This window comes from Streptomyces sp. FXJ1.172 (genome assembly GCF_001636945.3).
In the GTDB taxonomy this organism is placed as follows: domain Bacteria; phylum Actinomycetota; class Actinomycetes; order Streptomycetales; family Streptomycetaceae; genus Streptomyces.
In genome coordinates this window covers 4,791,002-4,807,910 of the sequence record NZ_CP119133.2, presented here as the reverse complement: position 1 = coordinate 4,807,910, position 16,909 = coordinate 4,791,002, and the positions used below count along the sequence as shown (strand labels likewise).

Annotated in this window: 15 protein-coding genes and 1 pseudogene; 11 read left to right on the top strand and 5 right to left on the bottom strand. The window is 71.6% G+C overall.

Annotation, left to right across the window (positions count from 1 at the left end):
- Window positions 1–4 precede the first annotated feature (4 nt).
- The 3 genes from A6P39_RS21375 (at window position 5) to A6P39_RS21365 (ending at window position 3,496) form a co-directional block, all read left to right on the top strand.
- Window positions 5–913, top strand: coding sequence for an NTP transferase domain-containing protein (locus tag A6P39_RS21375; protein WP_067056970.1), 909 nt, complete (start codon window positions 5–7; stop codon window positions 911–913).
- Complete coding sequence (locus tag A6P39_RS21370) at window positions 910–2,268, top strand: molybdopterin molybdotransferase MoeA (protein WP_067056973.1); 1,359 nt, start codon at window positions 910–912, stop codon at window positions 2,266–2,268. Before A6P39_RS21375 ends, A6P39_RS21370 begins: the two co-directional genes overlap by 4 nt.
- A 247-nt stretch (window positions 2,269–2,515) precedes the next feature.
- On the top strand, window positions 2,516–3,496 hold the full coding sequence (locus A6P39_RS21365) for an NAD(P)H-quinone oxidoreductase (protein WP_067056976.1): 981 nt from the start codon (window positions 2,516–2,518) through the stop codon (window positions 3,494–3,496).
- A 78-nt stretch (window positions 3,497–3,574) separates the two neighbouring features.
- Here A6P39_RS21365 and A6P39_RS21360 read toward each other — a convergent pair whose 3' ends face one another.
- On the bottom strand, window positions 3,575–3,967 hold the full coding sequence (locus A6P39_RS21360) for a hypothetical protein (RefSeq protein ID WP_079133859.1): 393 nt from the start codon (window positions 3,965–3,967) through the stop codon (window positions 3,575–3,577).
- A gap of 609 nt (window positions 3,968–4,576) precedes the next feature.
- Here A6P39_RS21360 and A6P39_RS21355 point away from each other — a divergent pair.
- Complete coding sequence (locus A6P39_RS21355; protein ID WP_067056981.1) at window positions 4,577–5,119, top strand: bacterial proteasome activator family protein; 543 nt, start codon at window positions 4,577–4,579, stop codon at window positions 5,117–5,119.
- Between the two features lie 110 nt (window positions 5,120–5,229).
- Here A6P39_RS21355 and A6P39_RS21350 read toward each other — a convergent pair whose 3' ends face one another.
- Window positions 5,230–6,858 carry a protein kinase domain-containing protein gene (locus tag A6P39_RS21350; protein ID WP_067056984.1) on the bottom strand — a complete coding sequence of 543 codons (1,629 nt, stop codon included), beginning with the start codon at window positions 6,856–6,858 and terminating at the stop codon, window positions 5,230–5,232.
- 344 nt (window positions 6,859–7,202) lie between these two features.
- Here A6P39_RS21350 and A6P39_RS21345 point away from each other — a divergent pair, with 344 nt between their 5' ends.
- Window positions 7,203–8,882, top strand: a complete 1,680-nt coding sequence (locus tag A6P39_RS21345) for a protein kinase domain-containing protein (protein WP_199841060.1) — start codon at window positions 7,203–7,205, stop codon at window positions 8,880–8,882.
- Between the two features lie 84 nt (window positions 8,883–8,966).
- On the opposite strand, the gene A6P39_RS21340 is transcribed toward A6P39_RS21345, so the two are convergent.
- Together A6P39_RS21340 and A6P39_RS21335 are read right to left on the bottom strand one after the other, a co-directional pair.
- Window positions 8,967–9,983, bottom strand: a complete 1,017-nt coding sequence (locus tag A6P39_RS21340; protein WP_079133860.1) for a phosphotransferase — start codon at window positions 9,981–9,983, stop codon at window positions 8,967–8,969.
- A 143-nt stretch (window positions 9,984–10,126) separates the two neighbouring features.
- Complete coding sequence (locus A6P39_RS21335) at window positions 10,127–10,441, bottom strand: hypothetical protein (RefSeq protein ID WP_067056990.1); 315 nt, start codon at window positions 10,439–10,441, stop codon at window positions 10,127–10,129.
- A gap of 343 nt (window positions 10,442–10,784) precedes the next feature.
- Here A6P39_RS21335 and pdhA point away from each other — a divergent pair, with 343 nt between their 5' ends.
- The 3 genes from pdhA to A6P39_RS21320 are packed head-to-tail and all read left to right on the top strand — an operon-like array spanning window position 10,785 to window position 14,398.
- Complete coding sequence (pdhA, locus tag A6P39_RS21330; RefSeq protein ID WP_067056993.1) at window positions 10,785–12,023, top strand: pyruvate dehydrogenase (acetyl-transferring) E1 component subunit alpha; 1,239 nt, start codon at window positions 10,785–10,787, stop codon at window positions 12,021–12,023.
- A gap of 1 nt (window position 12,024) precedes the next feature.
- Window positions 12,025–13,002 (top strand): alpha-ketoacid dehydrogenase subunit beta, encoded by a 978-nt coding sequence (locus tag A6P39_RS21325; protein ID WP_067056996.1) that lies wholly within the window; start codon window positions 12,025–12,027, stop codon window positions 13,000–13,002.
- 10 nt (window positions 13,003–13,012) lie between these two features.
- Window positions 13,013–14,398 carry a dihydrolipoamide acetyltransferase family protein gene (locus tag A6P39_RS21320; RefSeq protein ID WP_067056999.1) on the top strand — a complete coding sequence of 462 codons (1,386 nt, stop codon included), beginning with the start codon at window positions 13,013–13,015 and terminating at the stop codon, window positions 14,396–14,398.
- Between the two features lie 123 nt (window positions 14,399–14,521).
- Here the strand turns inward: A6P39_RS21320 and A6P39_RS21315 are convergent.
- Window positions 14,522–14,659: pseudogene (locus A6P39_RS21315) on the bottom strand (RNase A-like domain-containing protein); the annotation flags it as partial.
- Between the two features lie 26 nt (window positions 14,660–14,685).
- Here A6P39_RS21315 and A6P39_RS21310 point away from each other — a divergent pair.
- Genes A6P39_RS21310 through murJ form a run of 3 tightly spaced genes read left to right on the top strand, consistent with a single transcriptional unit; the run spans window position 14,686 to window position 16,885 of the window.
- On the top strand, window positions 14,686–14,991 hold the full coding sequence (locus tag A6P39_RS21310) for a Scr1 family TA system antitoxin-like transcriptional regulator (RefSeq protein ID WP_067057002.1): 306 nt from the start codon (window positions 14,686–14,688) through the stop codon (window positions 14,989–14,991).
- 43 nt (window positions 14,992–15,034) lie between these two features.
- Window positions 15,035–15,229, top strand: a complete 195-nt coding sequence (locus A6P39_RS21305; protein ID WP_067057005.1) for a DUF397 domain-containing protein — start codon at window positions 15,035–15,037, stop codon at window positions 15,227–15,229.
- 9 nt (window positions 15,230–15,238) lie between these two features.
- The gene (gene murJ / locus A6P39_RS21300) at window positions 15,239–16,885 is read left to right on the top strand and encodes a murein biosynthesis integral membrane protein MurJ (protein WP_067057008.1); all 1,647 of its coding nucleotides are present in this window, start codon (window positions 15,239–15,241) and stop codon (window positions 16,883–16,885) included.
- Window positions 16,886–16,909: the final 24 nt, after the last annotated feature.

Below are 16,909 nucleotides of genomic sequence, written 5' to 3'. Positions count from 1 at the left end.
GGGGATGACCGACAACGCCCCCGCCGCCCCCGGGACACCCGAGCCGTACGACGCCGTCGTGCTGGCCGGCGGCGCCGCCCGGCGGCTCGGCGGGGCCGACAAGCCCGGGGTGCGGGTCGGCGGCCGGGCCCTGCTCGACCGGGTGCTCACGGCCTGCGCGGGCGCCCGTACGACGGTCGTCGTGGCCGGCCCGCGGCCCACCGCGCGGCCGGTGCTGTGGGCGCGCGAGGAGCCGCCCGGCGCCGGACCGGTCGCCGCACTCGAGGCCGGCCTGCGCCTCACCACCGCCGAGCACACTGTGGTGCTCTCGGCCGACCTGCCCTTCCTCGCACCGGCCACGCTCCAGCGCCTGTTGACCACCCTGCGCGACAGCGGCGCCGACGGCGCGCTGCTCACCGACGCCGACGGCCGGGACCAGCCGCTCGTGGCCGCCTACCGCACCGGTGCGCTGCGCCGCGAACTGGCCGCCCTCGCGGCCGCACCCGGCGGCCTGACCGGGCTGCCCCTGCGCCGGCTCACCGGCACCCTCAGCCTCACCCGCGTCCCGGACCCGCTCGCGTCCTTCGACTGCGACACCTGGGACGACATCGTCAACGCCAGGGCACGCATCAGGGAGCATGGGCACGTGTTGGATGAATGGATCTCCGCAGTCAAGGACGAGCTGGGCATCGACCTGGACGTCGACACCGGCGTCCTGCTCGATCTGGCCCGGGACGCCGCGCACGGCGTGGCCCGGCCCGCCGCCCCGCTGACCACCTTCCTCGTCGGCTACGCCGCCGCCCAGGGCAAGGGAGGCCCCGAGGCCGTCGCCGAGGCCGCCCGCAAGGCGGCCGCGCTGGCGCTGCGCTGGGAGGAAGAGAACAACGGGGGCGGAACCGGGAACGGCCTCCCGAGCGCCCCGGACGCCGGATGACCGCCCCCGGAACCCGTGCCGGGGCGCCCGCGCAGGACAGCGACGACCTCGACCTCGAGGAGGCCCTGGCCCTCGTGAGGGAAGCCAAGGACGACCCCACCGGCCAGGCGTCCGCCCCAGCGCCCCAGGACCCGCGGCAGCCCGCCGAACGGCACCGGGCCACCCCCTGGCCCCAGGCGCGCGAGATCGCCGCCCGCGCCGCCCGCTCCCAGCCCCGCCCCGCCCCCGTCCGCCTGCCGCTCGGCGACGCCCTCGGCCTGGTCCTGGCCGCGCCCCTCGACGCCCTCACCGACCTGCCCTCCTTCGACACGTCCGCGATGGACGGCTGGGCGGTCGCCGGACCCGGGCCCTGGCAGGTCCGGGACGAGGGCGTCCTCGCCGGGCACGCCCAGCCCGAGCCGCTCAGTGACGGCGAGGCGGTTCCCATCGCGACCGGCGCCCGCATCCCCGCCGACACCACCGCCGTCCTGCGCAGCGAGCACGGTCGTATCGACGCGCAGGGCCGGTTGCACTCCGCCTGGGACCTGGCACACGGCCAGGACATCCGCCCCCGCGGTCAGGAGAGCCGCAACGGCGACCAGTTGCTGCCCATCGGCACCCTGGTCACCCCCGCCGTCCTCGGTCTCGCCGCCGCGGCCGGATACGACACCGTCACCGCCGTGCCCCGCCCACGGGTCGAAGTCTTCGTCCTCGGCGACGAGTTGCTGACCGAGGGCCTGCCGCACGACGGGCTGATCCGCGACGCGCTCGGCCCCATGCTGCCGCCGTGGCTGCGCGCGCTCGGCGCCGAGGTCGTCGCGGTGCGCCGGATCGGCGACGACGCCAAGGCCCTGCACCGGGCCGTCACCGGCTCCGAGGCCGACCTGATCGTCACCACCGGAGGCACCGCCGCCGGACCCCGCGACCATGTCCACCCCACCCTGGACCGCATCGGCGCCGAACTCCTCGTCGACGGCGTCAAGGTGCGCCCCGGCCACCCCATGCTGCTGGCCCGCACCAAGGACGACCAGCACCTCGTTGGCCTGCCCGGCAACCCCCTCGCGGCCGTCTCAGGCCTGCTTACGCTCGCCGAACCGCTGCTGCGCACCCTCGCCGCCCACCCGGCCCCCGAGCCGTACGCCCTCCCCCTCAAGGAAGCGGTCCAGGGGCATCCGTACGACACCCGGCTCATTCCCGTGGTGCTGCGCGGCGACTGCGCCGTACCGCTGCACTACAACGGCCCGGCCATGCTCCGGGGCATCGCGGCCGCGGACGCCCTGGCGGTCGTACCGCCGGGCGGGGCCCGGCAGGGCGCCGAGACGGAGCTGCTGGATCTGCCGTGGGCGGCAGCCGGGATCGGGGTGTGTTTCACGTGAAACGTCCGGGCCATGACGCCATCGCCCGCCAGGCGGGCGACCATCTGGTGACCCATCGGTGAGATACCCGAGGAAAGCGGTGGAGCGCCCGGTCCGCCATCGTCCGCGTGCCCCCTGGCAACCGGTCACCCCCGGCAACCGGGTCACCCCCGGCAGCCGGCCGCTGCCGCGGGACTGAGCCCGGACGCGGCCCGCAGGGGGTGGGGCTGCCCGGGAACGGGCACTCGCGGGGAGTAGCGTCACCGGCATGCATGCGATCACGATTTCCGAACCCGGTGGTCCCGAGGCGCTGGTGTGGGCGGAGGTCCCCGACCCGGTGCCCGGCGAGGGAGAAGTGCTGGTCGAGGTGGTGGCCAGCGCCGTCAACCGCGCCGACGTCCTGCAACGGCAGGGCTTCTACAACCCGCCGCCCGGCTCCTCCCCCTACCTCGGCCTGGAGTGCTCCGGCAGGATCGCCGCGCTCGGCCCCGGAGTCTCCGGCTGGGCCGTCGGCGACGCGGTGTGCGCCCTGCTCGCGGGCGGCGGATACGCCGAGAAGGTCGTCGTACCGGCCGGGCAGCTGCTGCCCGTGCCCGAGGGGGTCGACCTGAAGCAGGCGGCCGCGCTGCCCGAGGTGGTGTGCACGGTCTGGTCCAACGTGTTCATGATCGCCCACCTGCGGCCCGGCGAGACGCTGCTCGTGCACGGCGGCTCCAGCGGCATCGGCACCATGGCGATCCAGCTCGCCAAGGCCGTCGGCGCCAAGGTCGCGGTGACGGCCGGCACGAAGGAGAAGCTGGAGCGCTGCGCCGAGCTGGGCGCGGACATCCTCGTCAACTACCGCGAGCAGGACTTCGTCGCCGAGATCAAGCAGGCCACGGGCAGTGCCGGTGCCGATGTCATCCTCGACAACATGGGTGCCAAGTATCTGGACCGCAACGTCCAGGCGCTCGCCGTGAGCGGCCGCCTCGCGATCATCGGTATGCAGGGCGGGGCGAAGGGCGAGCTGAACATCAGCGCCCTTCTCAACAAGCGGGCCGCGATCAGCGCGACCTCGCTGCGCGCCCGTCCGCTGAGCGAGAAGGCCTCCATCGTGGCCGCCGTACGCGAGCATGTGTGGCCGCTGCTCGCCGCCGGGCATGTCCGTCCGGTCGTGGACCGCGAGCTGCCGATGCCCGAGGCGGCCGAGGCACACCGGGTGATCGAGGCCAGCGGCCACGTCGGCAAGGTGCTCCTGGTGGCGCCGTAGCACCGCGCGCCGGAACGACCCCCTGCGCCGCCGCCCCCGGCGGCACGACCGCCGTTTCCGTCAGTTCCCTGCGGAGCCTCAGCTCCTGCGGAGTCTCAGGCCCAGGAACGCCAGGCCCAGGCCCAGGCCGATGAGGACCAGGCCGCTGCCCAGGGGGAGGATCTGCAGGACCGGTTCGGTGGTGGTTGCGCCCCGGCGGGCGGCGTCGTGGGCCGGAGGCTGGTCGAGACCGGGCTTGCGGGCAGGGGCCGAGGCCGTCGGCGTCCCGGTCGGGAGGTTCGCGGTCTCCGGCTCCTCCGCCTGGCCGGTGCTGGGGGATCCGGTGGGTACGGGTCTGTCGCCGCCTTCCACCTCGGCCGCGGGCCCGTCCGGCCGGCCCGGCCGCAGCCGCCCCTCGCCGGCCAGGCTGCCCGCGCGGGTCGGTTCCGTGGCCGGGGGACGCCACGAGGCGGAGGCGGAGTCGGAGGGCATAGGGGCGGGTGGGGTATCGGCGGCGTCGGCGGTGGGGGAGTCCCCGTCGCCCCGGCTTGTGCCGTCCGGACCATCCCCGTCATCTGCACTGTCCGTACCGTCCGTAATTCTCGGACTGTCTGAGCCGCCTGAGCTGTCCGAGGTGCCTGTACCGCCGGAGTGGTGCGGGTGATCCGGGCGGCGTGCGTCGCCCGGCCGGTCCGTGTGGCTCGGCCGGTCTGCGCCGTCCGGCCCGGTCGTGCGGGCGGGGGCAGGACCGGGGCCCGAGTGGTGCGGGCCGGCGGAGGTTCCGTGGCCGGGCTCGGCGGTGGGCGTGGGCGTGGGCGTGGGCGGGGCGGCGTACGCGGCGGCGGTGCCGTACGCCGGCAGGGCCGCCAGCTCGAGGACGAGCAGCAGGCGTACGGAGCGGAGTCTGAGTCGCAGCCATGGAGTCACGTCGGTGGCCTCCCGTAACCCGGATGGGGTGATCGTTGGATGACCGACGATTACAACCCTCACATTCATTGATAAACAGGGCATTTCGAGATACGCCGTCGGGTCTAAACGGTGGATCACTCCCTGGAGGGGGCACCACGGTGATGAGGTGTACGGGTGCGAGAGAATGGCGGCATGGAGATGCCGAGGAACGAACGGTCGCCGGAGAATCCCCAGATCCTCGTCGTGGGCCAGGACGGGATGGCGCTCGGCGGCGGCAACGGGGACGATGACTCCCGCGAGATCCCGGTGACGGAGCAGGTGGAACAGCCGGCCAAGGTCATGCGGATCGGCAGCATGATCAAGCAACTCCTGGAGGAGGTGCGTGCGGCTCCTCTGGACGAGGCGAGCCGGGTGCGGCTGAAGGAGATCCACGCCAGCTCGGTGAAGGAGCTGGAGGACGGCCTGGCGCCGGAGCTGGTCGAGGAACTCGAGCGGCTCTCCCTGCCGTTCACCGACGACGTGACCCCGAGCGACGCGGAACTGCGGATCGCGCAGGCGCAGTTGGTGGGCTGGCTGGAAGGCCTCTTCCACGGGATCCAGACGACGCTGTTCGCCCAGCAGATGGCCGCGCGGGCCCAGTTGGAGCAGATGCGCCGCGCGCTGCCGCCCGGCGTGACTGGCCACGAGGGCGACGATCCCCGTACCGGCGGCCGCTCGGGCGGGCCTTACCTGTAAGGCGAACGGGCGGGCCTTACCTGTCAGCGAAGGGGAAGGGCCCGGCGGACGACCGCCGGGCCCTTCCCGTCACGTCACTCGTCACGCGTGTACGCGTACGCGCGTGACCCTCACTGCGGAGGATTGCCCGTCGAGACGGTCAGTTCGATCGTTCCGGGGTCCTTCTTGTCGACACCCGTGTCCGCGGAGGGGAACTGGTCCAGGACCGTGCCGTCGCCCCAGGTGTTGTCGTCCTCGGTCTTGACCTTGTACTGCCAGCCCGCGGCCTGGAAGCACGCCTTCACCGAGTTGATGTCCTTGTACCGGAAGTCCGGCAGGCTGACCTTGCTCGCGTCGTCGTAGGACTCCTGCGGCTGGGTGCACTTGGTCTTGTCGATGCGGCGGGTGGTGTCCGGGCCGCGGTAGCCCGACCGGTGGGAGGAGGACGCCGAGGGGCTCGCGCCGCCGCCTGTGGCGTTGTCGTTGCTGCCGCTGTGCATGGCGTAAGCGACGATCAGGCCGACGACCGCGATCAGCGACACCGCGACCGAGCCGATGATCACCGGCTTGTTGCTCTTGCCGCCGCCGCGGGCGCCGGAAGCCTGTGTGGCCGTCTGCGGCGAGATCGTGTACGGCGGCGGGGTCTGCGCGGCCTGCGGGCCGTAGCCCACCGGAGACGGCATCTGGTAGCCGCCCTGCTGCGGGTAACCGTAGGCCGGGGCGGGCGTCTGGGGGCCGTACGGGCCGGGCTGGTACGGCGTCTGCACCGGGCCGTGCGGCGCCGGAGTGGCCTGGTCGACCGGCGGGAACACCGCGGAGCCGACGCCCGAGCCGCTCTGGGTCGGCGCGGCGCCCGGCACGATGCTCGGGGCGGCCGCCTGGAAGGAGGCGGCGACGCGCAGGCACTCGTCGCGCATGGCCTCGGCGGTCGGGAAGCGCTCGTTCGGGTTCTTCTTCAGGGCGCGGGCGACCAGCGCGTCCACCGCGGGCGGCAGGGAACGGTTGATCGAGGAGGGCGCGACCGGCTCCTCCTGCACATGCGCGTACGCGATCGCCAGCGGCGAGTCCGCGTCGAACGGCAGCCGCCCGGTGACCAGCTGGAACAGCATGATGCCGACCGAGTACAGATCGGAGCGGGCGTCCACGCCGCGGCCGAGGGCCTGCTCCGGCGAGAGGTACTGCGGGGTACCGACGACCATGCCGGTCTGGGTCATCGAGGTGACCCCGGACTGCATGGCGCGGGCGATGCCGAAGTCCATGACCTTGACCACACCGCGCTTGGTCATCATCACGTTGCCGGGCTTGATGTCGCGGTGGACCAGCCCCATCTCGTGGCTGATCTCCAGCGCCGCCAGCACATCCGCGGTGACCTTCAGCGCCTTGTCGGCGGGCATCGCGCCGTACTGCCGGATGTTCTCGTCGAGGACCGAGCCCAGCGGGCGGCCCTCGACGTACTCCATGACGATGTACGGCGTGGCCAGGCCGCCCAGATCGTCCTCGCCGGTGTCGAAGACCGAGACGATGTTGGTGTGCGTGAGCTTGGCCACGGCCTGGGCCTCGCGGCGGAAGCGCTCGCGGAAGGCCTGTTCCCGGCCCAGTTCGGTGTGGAGTGTCTTGATCGCGACCTGGCGGTCGAGCACGGCGTCGTACGCCAGGTGCACCGAGGCCATGCCGCCCTCGCCGAGCAGGTCCCGCAGCTGGTAACGGCCGCCCGCGAGGGCCTGCCCCGCGTACCGGCCGTGTGCGCCGTCCTGGCTCATCTCTCCCCGTCCCCCACCGGCCGTCCGGCGCCTGCACTCATCCCATGGGCCTTGATCGAATGTGTCATTCCCGGCCAAGTCTGCCCCAGGGCACTGACACGTCAAGCTCGGTGCCCGTTCCGTGACCGTACGCGCAAGAAGCGTCGCGCAAGCGTTACAGGGGGCGTACGACCAGCACACAGAATTTGCACGACAGCGCGTGCTACGGGTTTCATGGCCGGTCACGCTCGTGGCCGGTCCCGGTTCCCGTTCCGGACCGGCGGCCCCCACGGAGGCTGTAGCGTGGCCGACGGAGACCGTGACAACACCGCGCGCACCGCGGGCAGAAACGACGGCGAGGACTGATGGCACAGACGCAGCGCGCCCAGGGCCCGTCCGACCCCGAGGCGACTGGCGGCGGCATGTCGGACGCGCCCGAGATGTGGGGTAACGGAGGGCTCGTCGGCGACGGCCGGTACCGGCTGACCCACCGGCTCGGCCGGGGTGGCATGGCGGAGGTCTTCGCGGCCGAGGACGTCCGGCTGGGCCGGACCGTCGCGGTCAAGCTGCTCCGGGCGGACCTGGCCGAGGACCCGGTCTCCAAGGCCCGCTTCACCCGCGAGGCACAGTCGGTCGCCGGCCTCAACCACCACGCGATCGTCGCCGTGTACGACTCCGGCGAGGACTTCGTCGGCGGCCAGTCCGTGCCGTACATCGTGATGGAGCTGGTCGAGGGCCGCACCATCCGCGATCTGCTGATGAACGCCGAGGCGCCCGGCCCCGAGCAGGCCCTGATCATCGTCTCGGGCGTGCTGGAAGCGCTTGCCTACTCGCACCAGCACGGCATCGTGCACCGCGACATCAAGCCGGCCAACGTGATCATCACGAACAGCGGCGCCGTCAAGGTGATGGACTTCGGCATCGCGCGCGCCCTGCACGGCGCGTCCACGACGATGACGCAGACCGGCATGGTCATGGGCACGCCTCAGTACCTCTCCCCGGAGCAGGCGCTCGGCAAGGCCGTCGACCACCGCTCCGACCTGTACGCGACCGGCTGCCTGCTGTACGAACTCCTCTCTCTCAGGCCCCCGTTCACCGGCGAGACCCCGCTGTCGGTGGTCTACCAGCATGTCCAGGACATGCCGACCCCGCCGTCGCAGGTGGCGGAGGGCTGCCCGCCGGAGCTGGACGGCCTGGTCATGCGCTCCCTCGCCAAGGAACCGGACGACCGGTTCCAGACGGCCGAGGAGATGCGCGGGCTCGTCCAGTACGGCCTGCAGATGCTCTACGAGGCGGGCGGCCACACCGGCACCTGGAACACCGGCCCGGTCGAGTCGCACGACGGCCGGCACACCCCGGCGGGCGGTTTCACGGGCACGACCGCGATGCAGCACCCGGGTGACTTCGGTGCCGGGACCGCGCAGATCCCGCAGCCGATCCTGCCCTCCCGCTACGGCAACGGCGACGACGGCGGCTTCGAGGGGCACGGCAACAGGGGCAGCGGGCGCGGCAAGCTCTGGATCGTCGCCGTCCTCGCGGTGATCGCGATCGCGGCGGGCGTCGCGCTGGCGCTGAAGAGCACGGGAGGCAGTGGCAGCACCGGCGGCAGCGACACCAAGCCGACGACGTCGCACTCGACGTCCACGAAGGACGACTCGAGTTCGCCGACCCCGTCGGACACCAACACCGACCAGCCCACGGACCCCAGCACGGAGAACGGCTCGGACACCACGTCGGGAGGCTCCGGCTACACCCCGACGGACCCGCAGACCTCGCAGTCGCAGAGCACGAGCCCGACGAACCCGCAGACCTCGCCGTCGCAGTCCACGGGCACCAGCACCACCAACGGCGGCACGAACACCGGTACGACCAACGGCGGTACGACCAACGGCGGCACCACCAACGGCGGTACGACCAACGCCGGCACCACCAACGGGGGCACCGACGCCGGTACCACCAACGGCGGCACGACCAACGCCGGTACCGACGCCGGCACCACCGTCGGGAACACCACCGTCGGCGGCGCTGGCGCCCCCACCGGTTGAAGGACACCCCCGGCGCCCGTGACGGCCTCCCCATGAGTCCGCAGGCCCGCTCCCGGAGGTCCTGCTCCCCAGGGCCCGGTGCCCTCAGTTGGTGAACGCGTCGCACACCGCGTCGTACTCGCGCGTCCACCACACCGCGAGCGCCGACGCGGCCGGGAACTGGCAGTCCGCGCGCGTGTCACCGCGTTCGTAGTGCCAGCGCAGCATCCAGAAGTCGTTCAGCCGCTCCCACCACACCCGGTGCACGGCCGCCGCCAGCTCCGAGGGCGTGGCGCCGGCCGCGCGCCGGTACGCGCGCGCGTAGGCGCGCACTTTCGGCAGGTCCAGGGCGCCCGCGGGGCGTACGAAGAAGATCACGGCGGCGCGTACGGCCTCTTCCGCGCGGGGCTGCACGCCGAGCCGGTCCCAGTCGACGATGGCCGCGGGGGTGTCGTCCTTGTAGAGCAGGTTGAACGGGTGGAAGTCCCCGTGCACCCAGCCCACCGGGCCACCGCGCGGGGGGCGCCGGTCGGCGTGCTGCTCCAGCAGCGCACGGCGTTCCAGGAGCCGGTGCCGGGCCAGCTCGTCGAAGGCGTCGGCGGGCCGGTGACGCCGGACCTGGCCGAGCAGGTCGTCGATGAGGGCGAAGGTGTCGGCCGGGTCGGCGCTCTCCACGGGATGGGGGCTGGTGGCCGGGCGGGTGCGCCCCTTGGGTGGCATCACGCGCTCCAGGCAGGCGTGCACGGCGCCCAGGAGCGCCCCCAGGCGTGCGCTCTCCGTGCGCGTGAGCTGGCCGCCGTGGCGGTGCCTGCCGTCGATCCAGGGGTGCAGGGCGTAGGCATGACCGCCGACGACGGCGACCGTACGGCCCCCGCGGTGCGCGAGGGGTACGGACACGGGGACGCCGAGGTCGGCCAGGCGCTGGGTGGCCCGGTGGCGGCGCTCGATGGCGGCCGGGTCGGCGGTGTCGGGGTCGAAGTGGTGCTTGAGGAAATAGCGGCCGCGCGTGGTGCACAGCCGGTAGCCGCGATTGAGCAGGCCTTGGTCGACCGGTTCACAGGTGAGCGCGGTACCGGCGGCGTACAGGCGGAGCAAGGCGCCAAGAGGGGGCGCGAGGGGCACTACGGGTGGTACACAAGAGCGCGGCACGGCGCAGATGCTAGGGCACAAAAAGTTCCTGTGAGCTGGGGGTTGTCACAGACAGTCGGCGACGATCGCTTTCGGTCACCAGGTAGGCTTTATCAGAGAGTTCCTTTGCTTCCGCTCTATTCCGCCTGCATACGGGCAACATAAGCGGCGGCTTGGGAACGGCGCTGCATACCGGGTCTGGAAAACGGGCGCGAAACGCAATTCTTGATCGTCTTCTCGGAGAGGGCCTCGTCGTCCGCGAACGACATCAGCTCAGGCACCGGACCGACGCATCGGGCCGGGTGGCCGGGCCGGGTGGCCGGAATGCGCACCGGCGCGCGGGCCGCCGTGCCGGCCTCGCCGACCTCCTCCCCACTCCCCATCGGCCTCGACGGACGGCATTCGTACACGCCACGACGGACGGCCTCGTGGCCAGCGAGGCGAAAAACCATGATTTTTCCGTCTTCGGGCCCGGAGTCACTCTCACACGGAAACTCTTCCCGTGACCCGGGTGAGCGGGATAACGTGCGGTTGCTCCGGCCTTTCGCAAGGCTGTGACCAGCACGCTTCCACACCTTCTCGATTTACTTGGAAATCCAAGCAAAATCGCAGGTCAGGTGGGGTTTCCCAGAAATGTGGACCACTGGGTAACGTGATGGTTGCAGGGCGCTCGCCGGGGCACCTGTCACGCCTGTTCCCGGCCGAGTGGCACCCACCCCGTGCCCGGTGGTCGAAACAGGTGAGCCGCACTGGCCTACCGGCAACCCCGGGGGCCGGAACGACGGAGGAGCACACGTGACCGTGGACAGCAGTGCCGCGCGCCAGCCGCGACGCAGCGCCGCAGGCAAGGCCGGCACCACCGGCAGCAAGACCGGCACCGGGACGAAGTCCGGCAAGGCCGGGACCGCGTCCGGAGCCACCGGCACCAGGCGCACCACCAAGAGCACCGAGCCCCAGCTCGTACAGCTCCTGACGCCCGAGGGCAAGCGGGTCAAGAACGCCGAGTACGACTCCTACGTCGCCGGCCTCACCCCCGAAGACCTGCGCGGCCTGTACCGCGACATGGTGCTCACCCGCCGCTTCGACGCCGAGGCCACCGCCCTGCAGCGCCAGGGCGAGCTGGGCCTGTGGGCCTCCCTGCTGGGCCAGGAGGCCGCGCAGATCGGCTCCGGCCGGGCCACCCGCGAGGACGACTACGTCTTCCCGACCTACCGCGAGCACGGCGTCGCCTGGTGCCGCGGGGTCGACCCGACCAACCTGCTCGGCATGTTCCGCGGCGTGAACAACGGCGGCTGGGACCCGAACAGCAACAACTTCCACCTGTACACGATCGTCATCGGCTCCCAGGCGCTGCACGCCACCGGCTACGCGATGGGCATCGCCAAGGACGGCGCGGACAGCGCGGTGATCGCCTACTTCGGCGACGGCGCGTCCAGCCAGGGCGACGTGGCCGAGTCGTTCACGTTCTCCGCGGTCTACAACGCCCCGGTGGTGTTCTTCTGCCAGAACAACCAGTGGGCGATCTCCGAGCCCACCGAGAAGCAGACCCGCGTGCCGCTCTACCAGCGCGCGCAGGGCTTCGGCTTCCCCGGCGTCCGCGTCGACGGCAACGACGTCCTCGCCTGCCTCGCGGTCACCAAGTGGGCGCTGGAGCGCGCCCGCAGCGGTGAGGGCCCGACCCTGGTCGAGGCGTACACCTACCGCATGGGTGCTCACACCACCTCCGACGACCCCACCCGCTACCGGGCCGACGACGAGCGTGCCGCCTGGGAGGCGAAGGACCCGATCCTGCGCCTTCGCCGGTATCTCGAGGCCTCAAACCACGCGGACGAGGGATTCTTCGCGGAACTCGAGGACGAGTCCGAGGCGTTGGGCAAACGAGTGCGCGAAGCGGTCCGTGCCATGCCGGACCCGGACCACTTCGCCATCTTCGAGAACGTGTACGCGGACGGGCACGCGCTCGTCGACGAGGAGCGAGCGCAGTTCGCCGCCTACCAGGCGTCGTTCGCGGACGCAGCTGAAGGGGGTCGCTGAGATGGCCGAGAAGATGGCGATGGCGAAGGCCATCAACGAGTCGCTGCGCCGTGCTCTGGACGAGGACCCCAAGGTCCTGGTCATGGGCGAGGACGTCGGCAAGCTCGGCGGCGTGTTCCGCGTGACGGACGGCCTGCAGAAGGACTTCGGCGAGAGCCGGGTCATCGACACCCCGCTGGCGGAGTCCGGCATCGTGGGCACGGCGATCGGCCTCGCGCTGCGCGGTTACCGCCCGGTGGTGGAGATCCAGTTCGACGGCTTCGTCTTCCCTGCCTACGACCAGATCGTCACCCAGCTCGCGAAGATGCACGCGCGCTCGCTGGGCAAGGTCAAGATGCCGGTCGTCGTCCGCATCCCCTACGGCGGCGGCATCGGCGCGGTCGAGCACCACTCCGAGTCCCCCGAGGCGCTCTTCGCGCACGTGGCGGGCCTGAAGATCGTCAGCCCCTCCAACGCGTCGGACGCGTACTGGATGATGCAGCAGGCCATCCAGAGCGACGACCCGGTGATCTACTTCGAGCCCAAGCGCCGCTACTGGGACAAGGCCGAGGTGGACCTCGAGGCGATCCCCGCGCCGCTGCACAAGGCGCAGGTCGTGCGCGAGGGCACGGACCTGACCCTGGCCGCCTACGGCCCGATGGTGAAGCTGTGCCAGGAGGCCGCGGCCGCGGCGGCCGAGGAGGGCAAGTCCCTGGAGGTCCTGGACCTGCGTTCGGTCTCCCCGCTGGACTTCGACGCGGTCCAGGCGTCGGTCGAGAAGACCCGCCGGCTGGTCGTCGTCCACGAGGCGCCGGTGTTCTTCGGCTCCGGCGCGGAGATCGCCGCCCGGATCACCGAGCGCTGCTTCTACCACCTGGAGGCGCCCGTCCTGAGGGTCGGCGGCTACCACGCCCCGTACCCGCCGGCCCGCCTGGAGGAGGAGTACCTGCCGAACCTGGACCGCGTGCTCGACGCCGTCGACCGCTCGCTGGCGTACTGAGGAGAGGGTCGTGACGACGATGACGGAAGCGTCCGTACGCGAGTTCAAGATGCCGGACGTCGGCGAGGGACTCACCGAGGCCGAGATCCTCAAGTGGTACGTCCAGCCCGGCGACACGGTCACCGACGGCCAGGTGGTGTGCGAGGTCGAGACCGCCAAGGCGGCCGTCGAACTGCCCATCCCCTACGACGGTGTGGTCCGCGCGCTGCACTTCGCCGAGGGCACCACGGTGGACGTGGGCACGGCCATCATCGCGGTGGACGTGGCGGGCGGCGCGCCGGAGCCGGTGCAGGTGGAGCCTGTGGTGCCCGCCGAGGCCCCGGCCGAGGAGCCGAAGCCGCAGGGCCGCCAGCCGGTCCTGGTCGGCTACGGCGTGGCGACGTCCTCCACCAAGCGGCGCCCCCGCAAGGGCCCCGAGGTCCCGGTCCCGGCGCCGGCCCAGGCGATCCAGCCGGAGCTGAACGGCCACGCCCCGGTCGTGGACAAGCCCCGCCCGCTGGCCAAGCCGCCGGTGCGCAAGCTGGCCAAGGATCTCGGCGTCGACCTGCACTCGGTCACCCCGTCCGGTCCCGACGGCATCATCACGCGCGAGGACGTCCACGCGGCGGCCGCACCGCGGGCGGCCGAACCGGTGGCGGCCCCGGCCGCCGCGGCCCCCGCCGCCGTGCCCGCACCGGTGGCGTCGTACGACACGGCCCGGGAGACCCGCATCCCGGTCAAGGGCGTGCGCAAGGCAACGGCGGCGGCGATGGTCGGCTCCGCCTTCACGGCTCCGCACGTCACGGAGTTCGTGACGGTCGACGTGACCCGCACGATGAAGCTCGTCGAGGAGCTGAAGCAGGACAGGGAGATGCAGGGCCTGCGGGTCAACCCGCTGCTGCTGATCGCCAAGGCCCTGCTGGTGGCCATCAAGCGCAACCCGGACATCAACGCGTCCTGGGACGAGGCCGGCCAGGAGATCGTGCAGAAGCACTACGTCAACCTGGGCATCGCGGCGGCCACTCCGCGCGGGCTGATCGTGCCGAACATCAAGGACGCGCACGACAAGACGCTCCCGCAGCTGGCCGAGGCCCTCGGCGAGCTGGTGGCGACGGCACGAGAGGGCAAGACGTCGCCCGCCGCCATGCAGGGCGGCACGGTGACGATCACCAACGTCGGCGTCTTCGGCGTGGACACCGGCACGCCGATCCTCAACCCCGGCGAGTCGGCGATCCTCGCGATCGGCGCGATCAAGCTCCAGCCATGGGTCCACAAGGGCAAGGTCAAGCCGCGTCAGGTGACCACCCTGGCGCTGAGCTTCGACCACCGTCTGGTCGACGGCGAGCTGGGCTCCAAGGTCCTGGCGGACGTGGCGGCGATCCTGGAGCAGCCGAAGCGATTGATCACCTGGGCGTGACGGCGCCGGGTGAGTAACCTCCGAGTGGTGAGGGGCGGCCGCAACTACGGATTGCGACCGCCCCTCCCCTTTGCCGCTCCGGTTCTCAGCCACCTCCGCGACCCACCGTGTGAAGGGGGCGCAGGCGGCCTCGACGGTCAGACGGGGGCGGGTGGACTGGGCGAGCCAGCGGTGGATGAGCTGCTCGTTGGCGGTGACGACGTGCTGGGTGGCCCATTGGGCGGTTTCGCGGTCGGGGTAGGTGGAACTTCGGGTACGCAAAGGCCTGAGATCCGTGAGATCAGTAGGTGTTGAATCGCCAGAAGACGCCGACTCCTGCCGTCGAGACGACAACGGGCCCGAGGTTCGAGCGGTTTGTCGTGGAGGCCTCCAGGCTGCCCAACGTCAAGCTCCAGGTGGTGCCGTTCATCGCGGGCTCTCATCCGGGGACGACCAGCGCCTTCAGTATCGTCTCCTTCGCCGAATCCGGCGCGATGGACGTGGTCTACATGGACACGGCCTCGTCTACGCTGTGGCTGGAGAGCGAGGAGGACGAGGGACCGCCACAACGCCAGGTTCGAGCGAATCGCTCGGTGCGGGCTCGCCCTTCGTGATTCCACTGCCCTGATCGAACGTATCCGTAAGGAGCTGTGAGCCGTGCCGCCCTTCGAGTTCGCCAAGTCCAGTTACAGCAGCGGCAATGGTGAGTGCGTCGAAGGCGCCCGCAACATCCCCCACACCATCGCTGTCCGTGACTCCAAGAACGCCGCCGGGCCGATACTCACCCTGAGCCCGGCTGCCTGGGCCCCCTTCGCCGGGCACCTTGCCCGGAAGGGATCTCAACTGCCGTAAGTTGACGGCATGGTTACGGGGGAGAAAACCAGCGCCAGGCATGCGAAACCCAAAGCTGAAGCGGGGGTCGCGCGGTCGTCCGCGCTGATGGCCGGCGGGACCGTCGTCTCGCGGGCCAGTGGACTGATCCGGCAGGTGCTGCAAGGGGCCGCGCTCGGCCCGGGGCTGCTCGCCAGCACGTACAACACGGCCAACACCGTGCCGACCAGCCTGTACACCCTGCTGATCGGCGGTGCGCTCAACGCCGTGCTGGTGCCGCAGCTGGTGCGGGCCCGGGCCACCCACGCCGACGGCGGGCGGGCGTACGAGCAGCGGCTCGTGACCCTCGTCGTCAGCGTGCTGGCCGTCGGGACCGTGCTCGCCGTATGGGCGGCGCCGGAGATCGCGTCCCTGTATATAAGGGACACACCCAAGGCGCACGACGCGTTCCGGCTCACCGTCGTCTTCGCGCGCTTCCTGCTGCCGCAGATCTTCTTCTACGGGCTGTTCGCCATCTACGGCCAAGTCCTCAACGCGCGCGAGAAGTTCGGTGCGATGATGTGGACGCCGGTGCTCAACAACGTCGTGCTCGTGGCGATGTTCGGCATTTATCTCGGGATGATGACCGGCTCCCGCTCCGTCGCGGACGTCACCGACGCGCAGGTCCGCTGGCTCGGTGTCGGTACGACTCTCGGGATCGCCGTACAGGCCCTCGCCCTCGTCCCCTTCGCCCGCGCGGCCGGCTTTCGTTTCCGGCCGCGCTTCGACTGGCGCGGCGCGGGGCTCGGTTCCGGGTTCCACGCGGCCAAGTGGACGCTGCTGTTCGTGCTGACCAACCTGGTCGCCCTCACCGTCGTCACCAACTACGCCAACGCCGCCGACACACAGCTGCAGAGCGCGGGCGTCGGCTACACCGCCTACAGCTATGCGCAGACCATCTGGATGCTGCCCCAGTCCGTCGCCACCGTCTCGCTCGTCACCGCCCTGTTGCCGCGGATGAGCAAGGCCGCGGCCGAGGGGCGGATCGCCGATCTGCGCGGCGACCTGTCCCGGGCGCTGCGGGTCAGCGGGGTCGTGATCGTCCCGGCCGCCTTCCTGTTCACCGCGCTCGGCCCGGACATCGCCACCCTCCTGTTCGCCCACGGCGCCTCCGACGCCGCCACCGTCCAGCCCCTCGGTCACATGCTCCAGGCCTTCGGGCTCGGGCTGATCCCGTTCTCGGCGCAGTACCTGCTGCTGCGCGGCTTCTACGCCTTCGAGGACACTCGCACACCGTTCTTCATGGCCGTGTGGATCGGGGTCGTCAACGTCGCGCTCGCCACCGCCTGCCATCTGCTGCTGCCCGCGCGCTGGGCGGTCACCGGCATGGCCGGCGCCTACACCGTTTCCTACTTCGCCGGTCTCGCCCTCACCGCTCGTCTGCTGGCCCGCCGCACGGGTGGCCGCCTCGACGACGGCACCCTGCGGGGTACGTACGCCAAGCTGCTGTGCGCCGGTGCCGGCGGCGCGGTCGCGGGCTGGGCGGCGGCGCGGGGCTGCGCCGGTCTGCTGGGCAGCGGCACGGCGGGGGCGGTCCTGACGACCCTTTCGGGCACGCTCGCCCTCGTGCTGGTCTTCCTTCTGCTGGCGCGGGTGCTGAAGGTCGGCGAACTGCGGCGGCTACCGGGATTCCACTGACCTCGTCCCTCTCAACAGGCGCTG

Bases quoted from the DNA above. Each gene is read 5' to 3' on its own strand.
- A6P39_RS21375 (WP_067056970.1), top strand. From the start codon at position 5: ATGACCGACAACGCCCCCGCCGCCCCCGGGACACCCGAGCCGTACGAC.
- A6P39_RS21370 (WP_067056973.1), top strand. From the start codon at position 910: ATGACCGCCCCCGGAACCCGTGCCGGGGCGCCCGCGCAGGACAGCGAC.
- A6P39_RS21365 (WP_067056976.1), top strand. From the start codon at position 2,516: ATGCATGCGATCACGATTTCCGAACCCGGTGGTCCCGAGGCGCTGGTG.
- A6P39_RS21360 (WP_079133859.1), bottom strand. From the start codon at position 3,967: ATGCCCTCCGACTCCGCCTCCGCCTCGTGGCGTCCCCCGGCCACGGAA.
- A6P39_RS21355 (WP_067056981.1), top strand. From the start codon at position 4,577: ATGGAGATGCCGAGGAACGAACGGTCGCCGGAGAATCCCCAGATCCTC.
- A6P39_RS21350 (WP_067056984.1), bottom strand. From the start codon at position 6,858: ATGAGCCAGGACGGCGCACACGGCCGGTACGCGGGGCAGGCCCTCGCG.
- A6P39_RS21345 (WP_199841060.1), top strand. From the start codon at position 7,203: ATGGCACAGACGCAGCGCGCCCAGGGCCCGTCCGACCCCGAGGCGACT.
- A6P39_RS21335 (WP_067056990.1), bottom strand. From the start codon at position 10,441: ATGGTTTTTCGCCTCGCTGGCCACGAGGCCGTCCGTCGTGGCGTGTAC.
- A6P39_RS21325 (WP_067056996.1), top strand. From the start codon at position 12,025: ATGGCCGAGAAGATGGCGATGGCGAAGGCCATCAACGAGTCGCTGCGC.
- murJ (WP_067057008.1), top strand. From the start codon at position 15,239: ATGGTTACGGGGGAGAAAACCAGCGCCAGGCATGCGAAACCCAAAGCT.